We start from the raw sequence: 14,817 nt of genomic DNA, 5'->3' as shown, positions 1-14,817 counted from the left end.
GAAAAAAGGACAGCCGGGGCTTACTTGCCGCCAGCGTTCAGCGCCTTCATCACATCGTCGGTGATGTCGATGCGCGGGTTCACGTACACCGCTTCCTGCACGATCAGGTCGTACTTGCGCTGCTCTGCAAGCGAGCGGATCACGCGGTTGGCGCGCTCGAGCACCTGTGCCAGTTCCTCATTGCGGCGCTGGTTCAGGTCCTCGCGGAATTCGCGCTGCTTGCGCTGGAACTCGCGGTCCAGGTCCGCGACTTCACGCTGGCGGCGCTGGCGGTCGGAGTCGGCCAGCACGGCCGTGTCCTTGTCCAGCTTGTCGGCCATGCCCTTGATTTTCTGGGCCATGTCCTGCAGCTCGCGGTCGCGCTTGGAGAACTCCTGCTCCAGCTTGACTTGCGCGGCCTTGGCCGGCTGCGAATCGCGCAGGATGCGCTCGGAATTCACGGCAGCAATGCGGGCTTCCTGTGCCATCGCCGGTGCTGCCGCGCACAGCGCCGCAGCCGCCACGGCGGCGGCGCTCAGAGTCTTGACCAATTTGGATTTTGTATTCATGAAACAGATCCTTTTACGGAATCAGAACGCAGTACCGATCTGGAACTGGAAGCGCTGAACCTTGTCGGTCTCGTCCTTCTTCAGCGGGAAGCCCATGCTGATCTTCAGCGGGCCGATCGGCGACAACCACGACATGCCGAAACCGGTCGAGTACTTCAGTTCGCTGAACGACAGCGGCGCGCCTTCCTGGTACACGTTACCGAAGTCGAAGAAGGTGAACAGGCGCAGCGTGCGGTCCACGCCCGAACCCGGCAGCGGGAAGATGAATTCCACATTACCGATCATCTTGGACGCACCACCCACCGGGTTGCCGTTCTGGTCCTTCGGGCCCAGCGTGCTGGTCTGGTAGCCGCGCACCGAGCCGATACCACCGGCGTAGAAGTACTTGTACACCGGGAATGGCGTGTTGCCATAACCGTGGCCATAGGCGACTTCACCGTTAAGCGCGAGCGTGAAGGCCTTCGAAAGCGGATAGAAGTACTGCTGCTGCACGCTGGCACGGTAGTATTGCACGTCGCCGCCCGGGATCCCGACTTCCAGGTTGGCCTGGGTGTAAGGGCCCTTGGTCGGCACCAGCGCCGAGTCACGGCGGTCACGCGCCCAGCCGATCGTGAACGGGAAGTTGTTGATCGGCGACGCAGTACCCACGGTCTGGCCAGCCGGAAGCTTGCCGATGTCGTGCAGGAACTTGACGTACTGGGCCGGCGTATTCGGCGAGACCGAGATACGGGTCCATTCGTAGCCGATGCCGAAGAACACGGTATCGACTTCCGAGAACGGCACGCCGAACTTGAAGCCGCCACCCGCCGTTTCGATCTTGTAATCCTGGTCGCCGGTGTAGTACAGCGGACGCGACGTACGGTAGTAGATATCGGTCGAGCGGCTGATGCCATCCACCGTGAAGTACGGGTCGTACTGCGTCAGCGCGATGGTACGGAACGACTTGGCGGTGTTCACGTCCAGGCCCAGGCTGGTACCGGAGCCGAACACGTTGTCCTGGCGCAGGCCGGCCTGCAGCACCAGCTTGTCCGTGGACGAGAAGCCCACGCCCAGGCTGATCTGGCCGGTCGGCTTTTCAGTCACATTGACGTTCACATCGACCTGGTCAGGCGCACCCGCCACGTCCTCGGTCGTGATGTTGGTGTCGGTGAAGTAGCCGGTGCGGTTGATACGCGCCTGCGACTGCTGGAGCTTCTCGCTGTCGAACCACGAGCTTTCCATCTGGCGCATTTCACGGCGCACCACTTCGTCGCGGGTCTTGCTGTTGCCAACCACGTTCACGCGGCGCACGTACACGCGGCGGCCCGGATCGACCATCAGCGTCAGCGCGACTTCACGCTTCTCCTGATCGATCTGTGGCTGCGGGTTGATCGTCGTGAACGCGTAGCCATAGGTGCCCAGAAGGTCCGTAATGGACTTGGTGCTGGCCGTCAGCTTTTCGGACGAGAAAATATCGCCCTTCTTCAGCTGCAGCAGCTTTTCCATTTCCTCCTGCTTGCCGAGCAGTTCGCCGGCCAGGCGGATATCGGACACCTTGTACTGCTCGCCTTCCTTGATGTTCAGCGTCAGGTAGATGTCCTTCTTGTCCGGCGTGATCGACACCTGGGTCGACTCGATGGCGAATTCCAGGTAGCCGCGGTTCAGGTAGTACGAACGCAGTGCTTCCAGGTCAGCCGTGAGCTTCTGCTTGGAGTAGAGGTCGTTCTTGGTGTACCAGGACAGCCAGTTCGGCGTGGACAGCTGCATCTCGTCACGCAGCGTGCCTTCCTTGAAGGCCTTGTTGCCGACGATATTGATCTGCTTGATCTTGGCGACCGGGCCCTCTTCCACGTTGAACACCACCGACACGCGGTTGCGGTCCACCGGCGTGATCGTGGTCTGCACGTCGGCCGCGTAATAGCCGCGGGCCACGTACTGGCGCTTCAGTTCCTGCTCGGCCTTGTCGATCAGCGCCTTGTCGTAGTAGCGCGCCTCGGCGACGCCCACGGCGCGCAGCGAGCGGCGCAGCGTATCCTTGTCGAATTCCTTGATGCCGACGAACTCGAGCTGCGAAATAGCCGGGCGCTCTTCCACCTGCACGACCAGCACGCCGTCTTCGGCGCGGATCTGCACGTCCTTGAAGAAGCCCGTGTTATACAGGGCGCGGATGGCGTCGGCGCCCTTGTCGTCGGTGAACGTCTCACCCACGCGGACGGGAAGATAGCCAAAGACCGTACCGGGTTCCACGCGTTGCAGACCCTCAACGCGGATGTCCTTCACGACAAACGGATCGGCGGCCCAGCCTGCCGGGCTCCAGGCTGCAATAATGGCACTCGCTAGCAAGCCCAGCGAGATGCGCTTATGTCTGATCAATCTTGATCCCCTCTTTGATTCCATCCAGGATTGCGCTCCGATGCTTCGTGGGACTGCGCCTGTCAAAGCGTCCCGGGCGACGGTGTCGGCAACACGACCGCCCTGCTTGCCGTTACCTGTTTCTAGCCATTGGCCAGGAACATCCGGCTGACGTCATTGAACAAAGCGAGCGAAGTCAGGAGCAAGATGCAGGCGATGCCTACCTTCTGCAGCATTGCCTGCCAGTGGTCTGGGACGGGCCTGCCAGTCAAAAATTCCACGCAATAATACAGCAAATGCCCCCCATCCAGAACCGGAATAGGTAACAAATTCAGCACGCCGAGGCTGACGCTGACCAGCGCCAGGAAGCTGACAAAGGCCTGCACGCCGAGGTGGGCGGCACGTCCGGCGTAGTCCGCCACGGTCAGCGGGCCGCTCAGGTTCTGCAGCGAGGCCTGCCCGATCAGCATCTTGCCGAGCAGCTTGAGCGACAGGACGCTGGTGCTCCAGACCTGGCCGGTGGCACGGGACAGCGCCTGTACCGGCCCATAGCGCACCGTTTCCATCTGCACCGCCTGGGTAAGCGCCGCGCCCAGCTTGCCCGACGGGGCGGCCCCATGGGCGTCGCCTTCGCGGGTTGGCGTGCTGTCTAGCGTTACCGGAACATCGAGGCGCCGGCCGCCGCGTTCGATGCCCAGCGCCACGCGCTGGCCCGGCTGCGCGCGCACTGCCTTGATCAGTTCAGCGGCCTGCGTGAGCGATGTGCCCTGCCATGCCACTACCCGATCGCCCGGTTTCAGCCCGGCCCGTTCCGCCGCGGAACCGGGCAGGACTTCCGTGATCGTCACGGGGCCACCCTTCAGCGCCAGGCCCATCATGGCAAGCGGATCCTGATCAGGATTGCTGCCGGTGCTCGGCAGCCGGGCCAGCGTCAGGTCCCGCTCGCCGCCGTCGGTGCCGCGCACGCGCAGCACGGCGCGCGCGTCACCGAAGCCTTCGGCAAATACCGCCATGCGCAGTTCGTTCCAGGAACGGATGGCTTCTTTACTCCCGTTGGCCTCCAATGACAGCACCCGGTCGCCTTCGCGCACGCCAGCCTGGGCCGCCATCGTGCCGCTCGCCGGGGCGGTGAGGATGGGTGCCGGCTCGCGCATCCCGCCTGTAAAGAGTGCGAAGTACAGTACGATCGCCAGCACGAAATTGGCCAGCGGTCCCGCCGCGACAATGACAAAGCGCTTGCCCACCGGCTGCCGGTTGAAGGCGCGCGGCAGCTCGGCCGGGTCGATGGCCGCATCGTGCTCGGGGTCCCGTTCGCGCTCGTCCAGCATCTTGACGTAGCCGCCCAGCGGAATGGCCGCGACGGTCCATTCGGTGCGGTCCCTTCCCTTGGAAGTCCAGCGCAGCAGCGGCCGGCCGAAGCCGATCGAGAACCGCAGCACCTTGACTCCGCAAGCGCGCGCGGCAAGGTAGTGGCCCATCTCGTGCACGAAGATCAGCACGCAGAGGGCGACGACAAAGGCGATTACGGTTTGCATGGCAGGGTCGTCAGGAAAGTTGGCCGGGCTGGCGATGGCCAGGCCGCATGACGGTCGCACGTGTCAGGAGCGCGCGCCATCGCAGCATTGCCATTGTCGCAGATGCCACTGGCCACGCTGTCAGCGCGGCGCGCTGATTGTCAGTTCCTGCAGACAGGCACGTGCAGCGTGCCGCGCCTTCTGGTCGGCATCGAGCACGCATTCAAGCGAATCGGCCGCATGATTGGGTGTACTTTCCAGCACGTTGCCAACGATCCGTGCGATGTCGGTGAAGCGGACGCTACCCTGCAGGAATGCGTCCACAGCCACTTCGTTGGCCGCATTCAGCACCGCCGGCGCCACGCCGCCCGCGCGCAGCGCGTCGAAGGCCAGTGCCAGGCAGGGAAACCGCGCCAGGTCCGGCCTCTCGAAATTGAGCGCGCCGGCCAGCGTCAGGTCCAGCGCGGAAACCCCCGCATCGATCCGCTCGGGATAGGCCAGGCCATAGGCGATCGGCGTGCGCATATCCGGATTCCCCAACTGCGCCAGCACCGAACCGTCCCGATAGGCGACCATCGAATGCACGATGCTCTGCGGGTGAATCAGCACTTCAATATGCTCGGCCGGCGCCGCGAACAGCCAGTGGGCCTCGATGACCTCCAGCCCCTTGTTCATCATGGTGGCCGAATCTACCGAGATCTTGCGTCCCATGACCCAGTTGGGGTGGGCGCAGGCCTGGTCCGGCGTGATGTCATGCAGCGTGGAGGGGTCGCGCGTACGGAACGGGCCGCCCGACGCCGTCAGCACGACCTTGGCCACACCGGCGCGATAGCGCTGATCGTTCGCCGGCAGGCACTGGAAGATGGCGTTGTGTTCGCTGTCGATCGGCAGCAGCGTGGCGCCGTGCTCGCGCACCGCGTCCATGAAGATGCGCCCGGACATCACCAGCGCTTCCTTGTTGGCCAGCAGTACGCGTTTGCCGGCGCGCGCAGCCGCCAGCGTCGGGCGCAGCCCCGCCGCGCCGACGATCGCGGCCATGACCGAGTCGGTCTGCGCATCGCTCGCGACCGACTCCAGCGCGGCCTCGCCGTGGCTGACTTCGGTCGCGACCCCGGCGGCGCGCAGCAGCGCTTCCAGCTCCCGAGCGGCTTCCGGCGTGCCCACGACGGCGCGGGCGGGCCTGAACTCGATGCAGCTCGCCGCCAGTTTCTGCACCTGCCGGTGCGCCGTCAGGGCATGTACGGCATACCGGTCGGCGTGGCGCCGCACCACGTCGAGCGTGCTTTCGCCGATCGAGCCGGTAGCGCCGAGGATGGTAATTCGATGCATATCAGGACAGAACGCAGGACAGAACGGCTTCAGAAATAGGTCACCATCAGGGCCGCCAGCGGAAACACCGGCACCAAGGCATCAATGCGATCCAGCACGCCGCCATGGCCGGGCAACAGCCGGCTGCTGTCTTTCATGCCGACCTGCCGCTTGAGCAGCGATTCGAACAAGTCGCCGATGATACTGGCCGCAACCAGCAGCGTGGTCAAGAGCGCCACCAGCACCAGCCCGCCATGGTCGGCCATGACAGAGAACCAGGTCGGGGCAAACGCATGCGTCGCCGCCAGGCTCAGGCCGATCAGCATCGCCAGCAGCCAGCCGCCGATGGCGCCTTCCCACGACTTGCCCGGGCTGATGGATGGCGCCAGCTTGCGCCGGCCGATGGCCTTGCCGACGAAATAGGCGCCAATGTCGGCCGCCCACACCAGCACCGCAGCCGTTAGCAGCACGCCGATGCCGGCGCCACGCAGGATCATCGTTGCGTGCCCGAAGGCGGGCAGCATGATCAGGCCGAGAATGGCCCCCAGGAGGGTAAAGCCCGCTGTTGCCGAGCGCACGCCGCGCGCGAGCAGCACCAGCGCAACGCCCCAGCAGACCACGGCTGCCTGCAGCAGCCAGACCAGGCCCTGGCGGGACGGGACATCATGCCAGGCGATCAGGGCCAGCAGGCAGGCCACCGCATAGACGTAAGGCCAGGCGCCGCGCAGGCCGATAAGCCGCCCGAACTCCCAGCCGCCGAGCAGCACGATCACCGCAACCAGGCCGGCCAGCGCCGAAGGCGGCGCCAGGAACAGGATCGGCAGTATCAGCAGCAACAGGCACAGGGCGGTGATGACGCGGGTGAGAAGCATGCGCTGCTAGTCCCGTGGAAAGGTGGATTGGCCTGCCGCTCAGGCAGTGCCGGACAGCCCCGGCGCAACCAGCTGCGCGCTGGTGCGGCCAAAGCGGCGTTCGCGCTGGCGGTACGAGGCAAAGGCCTTGTCCAGCTCGGCGGCGTCGAAGTCCGGCCAGTAGACGTCGGTGAAATACAGCTCGGAATAGGCCAGCTGCCACAACAGGAAATTACTGATGCGCTGCTCGCCCCCGGTCCGGATAAACAGATCCGGCTCCGGCGCGTAGGACATCACCAGGTGCGGCGCCAGCACCGACTCGTCGATCGACTCCGGATCGAGCATCGGCGAGCGAGCCAGCATCTTGCGCATGGCCTGCAGCAGATCCCAGCGACCGCCGTAGTTGGCGGCGATGGTCACGGTCAGGCCGCTGTTGCCCGCCGTGCGCGCCTCGGCATCCCGGATCAACTGCTGGATGCGCGGACTGAAGCGGCCCAGATCCCCGACCACGCGCACGCGGATATTGTTCGCGTGCATCTTGACCACTTCGCGCCGCAGAGCGGTCATGAACAGGCGCATCAGGAACGAGACCTCGTCCGCAGGGCGGCGCCAGTTCTCCGAGCTGAACGCAAACAAGGTCAGGAATTTCACGCCGCGAGCGGCGCTGGCTTCCACCACGGCGCGCACGGCGTCGAGCCCGCGACTGTGACCGGCCACGCGCGGCAGATGGCGTTGCGTCGCCCAGCGGCCGTTGCCATCCATGATGATGGCAACGTGGCGGGGCACATAAGTGGTGTCAGGGACGGCGAGCGTAGAACTGATGTGCTGCATGGTGGCAAACGACACTGAAGACTCCGGCGACAAGGCGCGTGGCAGTCCTCAGACCGTCATGATCTCCTTCTCTTTTTCGGCGACCAGCTTGTCGATTTCGGCAACGAACTTGTCGGTCAGCTTCTGCACGTCGTCCTGGCCGCGGCGCTCGTCGTCTTCGGAGATGGTCTTGTCCTTCACCAGCTTCTTGAACTGCTCGTTGGCGTCACGGCGCAGGTTGCGCACCGCCACCTTGGCACCCTCGGCCTCACCCTTGACGACCTTCGTCAGCTCCTTGCGGCGCTCTTCGGTCAGGGCCGGCATCGGCACGCGGATGACTTCGCCCATGGTGGCCGGGTTCAGGCCCAGGTCGCAGTCGCGGATGGCCTTCTCGATCGCGCCAACCATCTTCTTTTCCCAGGGCTGGACGGTAATGGTGCGGGCATCGCCCAGGCCGACGTTCGCCACCTGGCTGATCGGTACCATCGAACCGTAGTAGTCCACCTGTACGTGGTCGAGCAGGCCGGTGTGGGCACGGCCGGTGCGGACTTTAGCCAGATCGGCCCTGAAGGCCTCGATCGACTTCTGCATCTTCTGCTCGACGCTCTTCTTGGTTTCGGCGACGCTCATCATTACCTCCGGAAATCAGCTACCAGGATCCCGGCATCCCGGGATCGAAAATGAATCATTCTACTCTTTGCCGGGCCGCGCACCAGATTTCGCGCCCGGACCGCCTTCAGACGTGGACCAGCGTACCTTCGTCCTCGCCCAGGATCACGCGCTTGAGCGCGCCCGGCTTGACGATGGAGAACACCTTGATCGGCAGTTTCTGGTCGCGGCACAGCGCGAAGGCCGTGGCGTCCATGACCTGCAGGTTGCGCGAGATGGCCTCGTCGAACGTAATCGTGGTGTAGCGCGTGGCGCTCGGGTCCTTCTTGGGGTCGGCCGTGTACACGCCATCCACCTTGGTGGCCTTGAGCACGATCTCGGCGCCGATTTCCGCGCCGCGCAGCGCCGAAGCAGTGTCGGTGGTGAAGAACGGGTTGCCGGTGCCTGCGGCGAAGATCACCACCTTGCCCTCTTCAAGCTGGCGGATGGCGCGCGGACGGATGTAAGGCTCGACCACCTGGTCCATGCGCAGCGCGGACTGGACGCGGCCTTCGATATTGGCATGGCGCATGGCGTCCTGCAGGGCCAGGGCGTTCATCATGGTGGCCAGCATGCCCATGTAGTCGGCCGTGGCGCGATCCATGCCGGCGGCACCGCCCGCGACGCCGCGGAAGATATTGCCCCCGCCGATCACGACCGCGACCTGGACGCCGAGCTTCACGATCTCGGCAATGTCATTGACCATCCCTTCGATGGTGGCGCGGTTGATGCCGAAGGCATCGTCGCCCATGAGGGCTTCACCGGAGAGTTTCAGTAGGACGCGCTTGTAGGCTGGCATGTTCACCCTCGGACAGGAGCTAGTCGCTCGATTTGAGACCTATAGTTTTGATACACCCGTGCGGCAGGCCGCGCGAATGCCGGATTGAACCGGTTTTCGGGGTCACCCGCGACGGGCGGATGACGCCGGAAACTGGCTGTTGCAGCGCACACAAGGAGGCCGCGTGCTGCTGCTTCGATCCTACTTACACAGAGGGGCACCTCGCGGCGCCCCTTCGGCATTATAGGCGGCGGGCCAACCCGGAAGGGTGGCACCCCGCCCCGGACATCAGCCCTTCTGTGCAGCGGCCACCTGGGCGGCCACTTCGGCAGCGAAGTCGTCCTGCTTCTTCTCGATGCCTTCGCCCACGACGTACAGGGTGAAGCCCTTCACGGTCGTGTTGACAGCCTTGAGCATCTGCTCGACGGTCTGCTTGTCGTTCTTCACGAACGGCTGGTTGAACAGCGACACTTCCTTCAGGTACTTCTGGACCGAACCTTCCACCATCTTGGCGACGATTTCAGCCGGCTTGCCCGATTCGGCAGCCTTCTGCTCGGCAATGCTGCGCTCCTTGGCGATCAGCTCGGCAGGAACCTGCTCGGCCGACAGCGACACCGGCTTCATGGCGGCCACGTGCATGGCGACGTCCTTGGCGGCAGCTTCGTCGCCATCGAACTCGACCATCACGCCGATACGGGTGCCGTGCAGGTACGAAACCAGCTTGCCGCCGTTGGCGTAGCGCACGAAGCGGCGGATCGTCAGGTTCTCGCCGATCTTGCCGATCAGGGCGGTACGGGTGGCTTCGACGCTCACGCCATCGATTTCCAGCGCGGACAGCGCGGCCACGTCGGCCGGGTTCTGCTTGGCGATCAGCTCGGCGACCTTGGCCGAGAAAGCCAGGAAGTCGTCGTTCTTGGAGACGAAATCGGTCTCGCAGTTCAATTCGACCAGCACGCCGGTGGTGCCGTCGATGAACGAGGCGACCACGCCTTCGGCGGTCACGCGCGATGCGGCCTTGCTGGCCTTGTTGCCCAGCTTGACGCGCAGCAGCTCTTCAGCCTTGTTCAGGTCACCGTCGGCCTCGGTCAGGGCCTTCTTGCATTCCATCATCGGCGCGTCGGTCTTCGCGCGCAGTTCAGCCACCATGCTTGCGGTAATTGCCGCCATTTGTCACTCCTTGAATGGTTCGCGCCGGGTGCCCCAGTTTCCTGTCTGGCAACCGGCCGGGGTGTACAGCCTCACCCGCGGCAGAGCTTGCCTGCGGCGGATGACAACAATCCAGATACTGCAAATTTAAAAAAAGGGGGCGCCGGATGTGCCCCCTTTTCTTCTTGTCGCCGTGCCGAGGCCGGTATTCACCGGCTCCGCGCAACGCCCCGTACCTTTTGTCAGGTCCGGTGGCCGATGCATTGAGATCGTTCCGTGGCGATGCGCGTGATCGGGGTCCTCTCGGCAGCCGGCTATCAGCCTTCCTGCACTTCGACGAAGTCGTCACCGCCGCGAGCGGCTTCGACAACTTCCTGAACGGCGTTGGCACGGCCTTCCAGGATCGCGTCAGCCACGCCGCGCACGTACAGGGCCACGGCCTTGGACGAGTCGTCGTTGCCCGGGATCACGTAATCGATGCCTTCCGGCGAGTGGTTGGTATCGACCACGCCGATCACGGGGATGCCCAGCTTCTTGGCTTCGGTCACGGCAATCTTGTGGTAGCCGACGTCCACCACGAAGATGGCGTCAGGCACGCCGCCCATTTCCTTGATGCCGCCGATCGACTTTTCCAGCTTGATCATTTCGCGCTCGAACATCAGCGCTTCCTTCTTGCTCATGGTTTCCAGCGCGCCGGCTTCCTTGGCGGCTTCCATGTCCTTCAGGCGCTTGATCGAGGTCTTGACCGTCTTGAAGTTGGTCAGCATGCCGCCGAGCCAGCGGGCGTCGACGTAGGGCATGCCGGCGCGGCCAGCTTCTTCAGCCAGGATTTCACGCGACTGGCGCTTGGTACCCACGAACATGACGGTGCCGCGATTGGCAGCCAGTTGACGCACATACTTCATTGCGTCCTGGAACATCGGCAACGTCTTTTCGAGGTTGATGATGTGGATCTTGTTGCGGTGACCGAAGATGTAGGGGGCCATCTTCGGGTTCCAGAAGCGGGTCTGGTGGCCGAAGTGGCAACCGGCTTCCAGCATTTCGCGCATGGTAACGGACATGTGATTCTCCAATAGGGTTAGGTCTGAAGTCCGCCCCGACATTCCTGAAAAGGAACACCCCGGATGGGCGGACCAGCGATTTCACGATTCAAAAACGACCGGCGGCGGCAAATGTTGCACCGCAATCAGGCCAGCCCGCTATTCTAGCAATAAATGCCCGCACCACTCAAGCGGAGCCGAAAGCCGCCGATGGAGCGCGGAAAAACGGCCAGGCCCCTTTCATCTGACCCCGATTGCCGGGCGAACCGCTGCGATGGAGCCCCGATGGTGCGATAATCCCACATTCCCTATTCGATTCTGGCGCGGCCCGTGGCCTCGCCTTCACTTTTTCTGGCGAAGCAGCATGAGCATCTACCTGAACACCGCCGAAGACATCGCCCAAATGCGCGTGGCTTGCCGCCTTGCCTCGGAAGTCCTCGATTACATCACGCCGTTCGTCAAGCCGGGCGTGACCACCGGCGAGCTCGACCGCCTGTGCCATGCCTATATGCGTGACGTGCAAGGCACCGTGCCGGCGCCGCTGAATTATGCGCCCCCGGGCTACCCGCCCTTCCCTGGCGCAATCTGCACCTCGGTCAATGACGTGATCTGCCACGGCATCCCCGGCGACCGCGTGCTCAAGAGCGGCGACGCGGTCAACCTCGATATCACCGTCATCACCAAGGAAGGCTACTACGGCGATACCAGCCGCATGTTCCTGGTCGGCGAGGCCTCGATCCTGGCCAAGCGGCTCGCGCAGGTGACCTACGAATGCATGTGGAAAGGCATCGCGCAGGTGCGCGGCGGCGCGCGCCTGGGCGATATCGGCCATGCCATCCAGGTCCATGCGGAAGCGGCCGGCTACAGCGTGGTGCGTGAGTACTGCGGCCACGGCATCGGCAAGAACTTCCATGAAGATCCGCAGATCCTGCACTACGGCCGTGCCGGCACCGGCGCCGAGATCAAGGCAGGCATGATCTTCACCGTCGAGCCGATGATCAATGCCGGCAAGCGCGATATCCGCACCATGCCCGACCAGTGGACGGTCAAGACGCGCGACCGCAGCCTGTCCGCGCAATGGGAACATACCGTGCTGGTGACGGAAACCGGCTACGAGGTGCTGACGGTGTCCGCCGCCACGCCGGCACCACCGGCCTTTATTACGGAGTCGGTCGCGGCCTGAGCCGCAACATGGTTGGGGGCGCCTGACGGGCGCCTTTCTTTTTCCAGCCATGCCCACGAATCTTCCCGCACAGCCCATGGACACCACGCCGGAACTCCTGCTCGCCGCACGCGTTCGCGATCAGCTGAAAGCCGACAAGCAGGCCCTGTTTGCCGACTTCGCGCTGACGGCGCACGTCGGCACGCTGATCACGCGCCTGCGCCGTGCCGTGGACGCCGCGCTGGTCGAAGCCTGGCGCGGACTGGACATGCCCGCGGACGCGGCGCTGGTCGCCGTCGGTGGTTACGGCCGCGGGGAACTGTCCCCGTATTCCGATGTGGATGTGCTGCTGTTGCTGTCGTCCGAACCCGACGCCACCACTGCGAGCCGGCTGGAGCGCTTTATCGGCATCTGCTGGGACCTTGGACTGGAGATCGGCTCCTCGGTCCGGACCGTGGAAGACTGCATCCGTGAAGCCCGCGCGGACATCACCATCCAGACTTCGCTGCTGGAGGCGCGCCTGCTGACGGGCGAGCGCAAGCTGTTCAACGCGATGCGCGCGCAGCACAAGGCCGACCTCGATCCGGCCGACTTCTTCCAGGCCAAGCTGCTGGAAATGCGCCAGCGCCACGCCAAGTACCAGGACACGCCCTACTCGCTCGAACCGAACTGCAAGGAAAGCCCGGGTGGCCTGCGCGACCTGCAGGTGATCCTGTGGATGACCAAGGCCGCCGGCCTGGGCGACAGCTGGAAGGAACTGTTCGAGAAAGGCCTGCTGACGCTGCGCGAAGCGCAGGAACTGGCCCGCAACGAACGCCTGCTGAAGACCATCCGCGCCCGGCTGCACCTGATTGCCGGACGCCGCCAGGACGTACTGGTCTTCGACCTGCAGACCGCCCTGGCCGAATCGTTCGGCTACCGCCAGAACGACAACAAGCGCGCCAGCGAGCAGCTCATGCGCCGCTACTACTGGGCGGCCAAGGCGGTGACCCAGCTCAACAGCGTACTGCTGCTCAACATCGAGGCCTTGCTGTTCCCCAGCGAATCGCAGGTGACCCGCGTCATCAACGAGCGCTTCGTCGAGCGCCAGGGCATGCTGGAAATCACCAGCGACAGCCTCTACGAAGACGATCCGCACGCGATCCTGGAAACCTTCCTGCTGTACGAACGCACGCCGGGAATCAAGGGATTGTCGCCGCGCACGCTGCGCGGCCTGTACAACGCGCGCACCGTGATGGATGCGCGCTGGCGCAACGACCCGGAAAACCGCCGCCTGTTCCTTGCCATCCTGCAGGAGCCGCAAGGCATCACCCACGCGCTGCGCCTGATGAACCAGACCAGCGTGCTGGGCCGCTACCTGATCAATTTCCGGCGCATCGTCGGACAGATGCAGCATGACCTGTTCCACGTCTACACCGTGGATCAGCACATCCTGATGGTGGTGCGCAATATGCGCCGCTTCGCGATTGTCGAGCACACGCACGAATTCCCGTTCTGCAGCCAGCTCATGGCGAGCTTCGACAAGCCGTGGGTGCTCTCGGTGGCGGCGCTGTTCCACGATATCGCCAAGGGCCGCGGCGGCGACCACTCGAAGCTCGGCACCGTCGATGCACGCCGCTTCTGCAAGCGGCACGGCATTGCGCGCGAAGACGCCGACCTGATCTGCTGGCTCGTGGAACACCACCTGACGATGAGCCAGGTGGCCCAGAAGCAGGACCTCACCGACCCCGAAGTGGTCCACGCCTTCGCGCGCGTGGTGGGGGATGAACGCTACCTCACCGCGCTGTACCTGCTGACCGTCGCCGATATCCGCGGCACCAGCCCCAAGGTGTGGAATGCCTGGAAGGGCAAGCTGATCGAAGACCTGTACCGCATCACGCTGCGCGTGCTGGGCGGCGCCAAGGTCGACCGGCATTCCATCTGGGCGCAGCGCAAGGAAGAAACCGTCTCGCAACTGCGCCTGAACGCATTCGATCCCGAACTGGGCAAGCCGTTGTGGGCCCAGCTCGACGTGGCCTTCTTCCTGCGGCACGATTCCCGCGATATCGCCTGGCTGACGCGCCACCTGTTCAACAAGGTGGACAGTCCGGTGCCGGTGGTGAAGGCCCGCATCTCGCCGGCAGGCGAAGGCCTGCAGGTAGCGGTCTATGTCAAGGACCAGCCCGACCTCTTCGCGCGCATCTGCGGCTACTTCGAGCGCAAGGCGTTCTCGATCCAGGACGCCAAGATCCACACCACGCGCCACGGCTACGCGCTCGACACGTTCCAGGTGACCGACCCTGGCATGGTTGGCGAAGGCGGCAACTACCGCGACATCCTCGCGCTGGTGGAGCACGAGCTGTGCGACCGCCTGCAGCAACAGGCCGCGCTGCCGGAGCCCAGCCAGGGCCGGCTGTCGCGCCAGTCGCGCAGCTTCCCGATCAAGCCGCGCGTGGACCTGCGGCCCGACGAGCGCGGCCAGTACTACTTGCTGTCGCTGTCGGCCAATGATCGCACCGGCCTGCTTTACGCGATCGCGCGCGTACTGGCGAAGCATCGCGTGTCCGTGCATACGGCTCGCATCAATACCCTTGGCGAACGCGTCGAAGACGTGTTCCTTGTCGACGGCAGCCGTCTTGCCGCCGACAACCGATTGCAGATTCAGCTTGAACAGGACCTGCTCGCCGCGCTGGAAATCTGAC

Annotated in this window: 12 protein-coding genes; 2 read left to right on the top strand and 10 right to left on the bottom strand. The window is 64.3% G+C overall.

The genetic code is table 11. The features are described 5' to 3' along the window. Nucleotides 1–20: 20 nt before the first annotated feature. The 10 genes from AC3FKH_RS30020 to rpsB all read right to left on the bottom strand — a co-directional run bounded on the left by AC3FKH_RS30020 (nucleotide 21) and on the right by rpsB (nucleotide 10,995). Nucleotides 21–548 (bottom strand): OmpH/Skp family outer membrane protein, encoded by a 528-nt coding sequence (locus tag AC3FKH_RS30020; RefSeq protein WP_483708244.1) that lies wholly within the window; start codon nucleotides 546–548, stop codon nucleotides 21–23. A 21-nt stretch (nucleotides 549–569) separates the two neighbouring features. Further along, entirely contained in the window at nucleotides 570–2,924 is a 2,355-nt protein-coding gene (gene bamA, locus AC3FKH_RS30015; RefSeq protein ID WP_483708245.1) for an outer membrane protein assembly factor BamA, read from the bottom strand. A gap of 98 nt (nucleotides 2,925–3,022) precedes the next feature. Continuing rightward, nucleotides 3,023–4,414: an RIP metalloprotease RseP gene (rseP, locus tag AC3FKH_RS30010; RefSeq protein ID WP_488679329.1), complete on the bottom strand. Its 1,392-nt coding sequence runs from the start codon at nucleotides 4,412–4,414 to the stop codon at nucleotides 3,023–3,025. Between the two features lie 120 nt (nucleotides 4,415–4,534). After that, nucleotides 4,535–5,722: a 1-deoxy-D-xylulose-5-phosphate reductoisomerase gene (ispC, locus tag AC3FKH_RS30005; RefSeq protein ID WP_488679328.1), complete on the bottom strand. Its 1,188-nt coding sequence runs from the start codon at nucleotides 5,720–5,722 to the stop codon at nucleotides 4,535–4,537. Nucleotides 5,723–5,751: 29 nt separating this feature from the next. Continuing rightward, a complete protein-coding gene (locus AC3FKH_RS30000) occupies nucleotides 5,752–6,573 on the bottom strand; it encodes a phosphatidate cytidylyltransferase (RefSeq protein ID WP_488679327.1) in 822 nt (273 codons plus the stop codon). A gap of 39 nt (nucleotides 6,574–6,612) precedes the next feature. After that, complete coding sequence (gene uppS, locus AC3FKH_RS29995; protein ID WP_488679376.1) at nucleotides 6,613–7,383, bottom strand: undecaprenyl pyrophosphate synthase; 771 nt, start codon at nucleotides 7,381–7,383, stop codon at nucleotides 6,613–6,615. Between the two features lie 48 nt (nucleotides 7,384–7,431). Beyond that, nucleotides 7,432–7,992 carry a ribosome recycling factor gene (frr, locus tag AC3FKH_RS29990; protein ID WP_488679326.1) on the bottom strand — a complete coding sequence of 187 codons (561 nt, stop codon included), beginning with the start codon at nucleotides 7,990–7,992 and terminating at the stop codon, nucleotides 7,432–7,434. Between the two features lie 106 nt (nucleotides 7,993–8,098). After that, a complete protein-coding gene (gene pyrH, locus AC3FKH_RS29985) occupies nucleotides 8,099–8,809 on the bottom strand; it encodes a UMP kinase (protein WP_483708250.1) in 711 nt (236 codons plus the stop codon). 267 nt (nucleotides 8,810–9,076) lie between these two features. Then, nucleotides 9,077–9,955 carry a translation elongation factor Ts gene (gene tsf / locus AC3FKH_RS29980; protein ID WP_488679325.1) on the bottom strand — a complete coding sequence of 293 codons (879 nt, stop codon included), beginning with the start codon at nucleotides 9,953–9,955 and terminating at the stop codon, nucleotides 9,077–9,079. A gap of 296 nt (nucleotides 9,956–10,251) precedes the next feature. After that, nucleotides 10,252–10,995: a 30S ribosomal protein S2 gene (gene rpsB, locus AC3FKH_RS29975; RefSeq protein WP_483708252.1), complete on the bottom strand. Its 744-nt coding sequence runs from the start codon at nucleotides 10,993–10,995 to the stop codon at nucleotides 10,252–10,254. 253 nt (nucleotides 10,996–11,248) lie between these two features. On the opposite strand from rpsB, the gene map reads away from it, so the two are divergent. Together map and AC3FKH_RS29965 are read left to right on the top strand one after the other, a co-directional pair. Further along, nucleotides 11,249–12,157 (top strand): type I methionyl aminopeptidase, encoded by a 909-nt coding sequence (map, locus tag AC3FKH_RS29970; RefSeq protein WP_488679324.1) that lies wholly within the window; start codon nucleotides 11,249–11,251, stop codon nucleotides 12,155–12,157. A gap of 76 nt (nucleotides 12,158–12,233) precedes the next feature. Beyond that, nucleotides 12,234–14,816 (top strand): [protein-PII] uridylyltransferase, encoded by a 2,583-nt coding sequence (locus tag AC3FKH_RS29965; RefSeq protein WP_488679323.1) that lies wholly within the window; start codon nucleotides 12,234–12,236, stop codon nucleotides 14,814–14,816. Nucleotide 14,817: the final 1 nt, after the last annotated feature.

The sequence above is a fragment of the Cupriavidus sp. 21MJTG02-4 genome (assembly GCF_057798975.1).
Note: the sequence above shows the minus strand (reverse complement) of the source record. Positions and strands in the feature narration are given on the sequence as shown.

Bases quoted from the DNA above. Each gene is read 5' to 3' on its own strand.
- AC3FKH_RS30020 (WP_483708244.1), bottom strand. From the start codon at position 548: ATGAATACAAAATCCAAATTGGTCAAGACTCTGAGCGCCGCCGCCGTG.
- rseP (WP_488679329.1), bottom strand. From the start codon at position 4,414: ATGCAAACCGTAATCGCCTTTGTCGTCGCCCTCTGCGTGCTGATCTTC.
- tsf (WP_488679325.1), bottom strand. From the start codon at position 9,955: ATGGCGGCAATTACCGCAAGCATGGTGGCTGAACTGCGCGCGAAGACC.
- frr (WP_488679326.1), bottom strand. From the start codon at position 7,992: ATGAGCGTCGCCGAAACCAAGAAGAGCGTCGAGCAGAAGATGCAGAAG.
- AC3FKH_RS29965 (WP_488679323.1), top strand. From the start codon at position 12,234: ATGGACACCACGCCGGAACTCCTGCTCGCCGCACGCGTTCGCGATCAG.
- ispC (WP_488679328.1), bottom strand. From the start codon at position 5,722: ATGCATCGAATTACCATCCTCGGCGCTACCGGCTCGATCGGCGAAAGC.
- rpsB (WP_483708252.1), bottom strand. From the start codon at position 10,995: ATGTCCGTTACCATGCGCGAAATGCTGGAAGCCGGTTGCCACTTCGGC.
- AC3FKH_RS30000 (WP_488679327.1), bottom strand. From the start codon at position 6,573: ATGCTTCTCACCCGCGTCATCACCGCCCTGTGCCTGTTGCTGCTGATA.
- map (WP_488679324.1), top strand. From the start codon at position 11,249: ATGGAGCCCCGATGGTGCGATAATCCCACATTCCCTATTCGATTCTGG.
- bamA (WP_483708245.1), bottom strand. From the start codon at position 2,924: ATGGAATCAAAGAGGGGATCAAGATTGATCAGACATAAGCGCATCTCG.
- pyrH (WP_483708250.1), bottom strand. From the start codon at position 8,809: ATGCCAGCCTACAAGCGCGTCCTACTGAAACTCTCCGGTGAAGCCCTC.
- uppS (WP_488679376.1), bottom strand. From the start codon at position 7,383: ATGCAGCACATCAGTTCTACGCTCGCCGTCCCTGACACCACTTATGTG.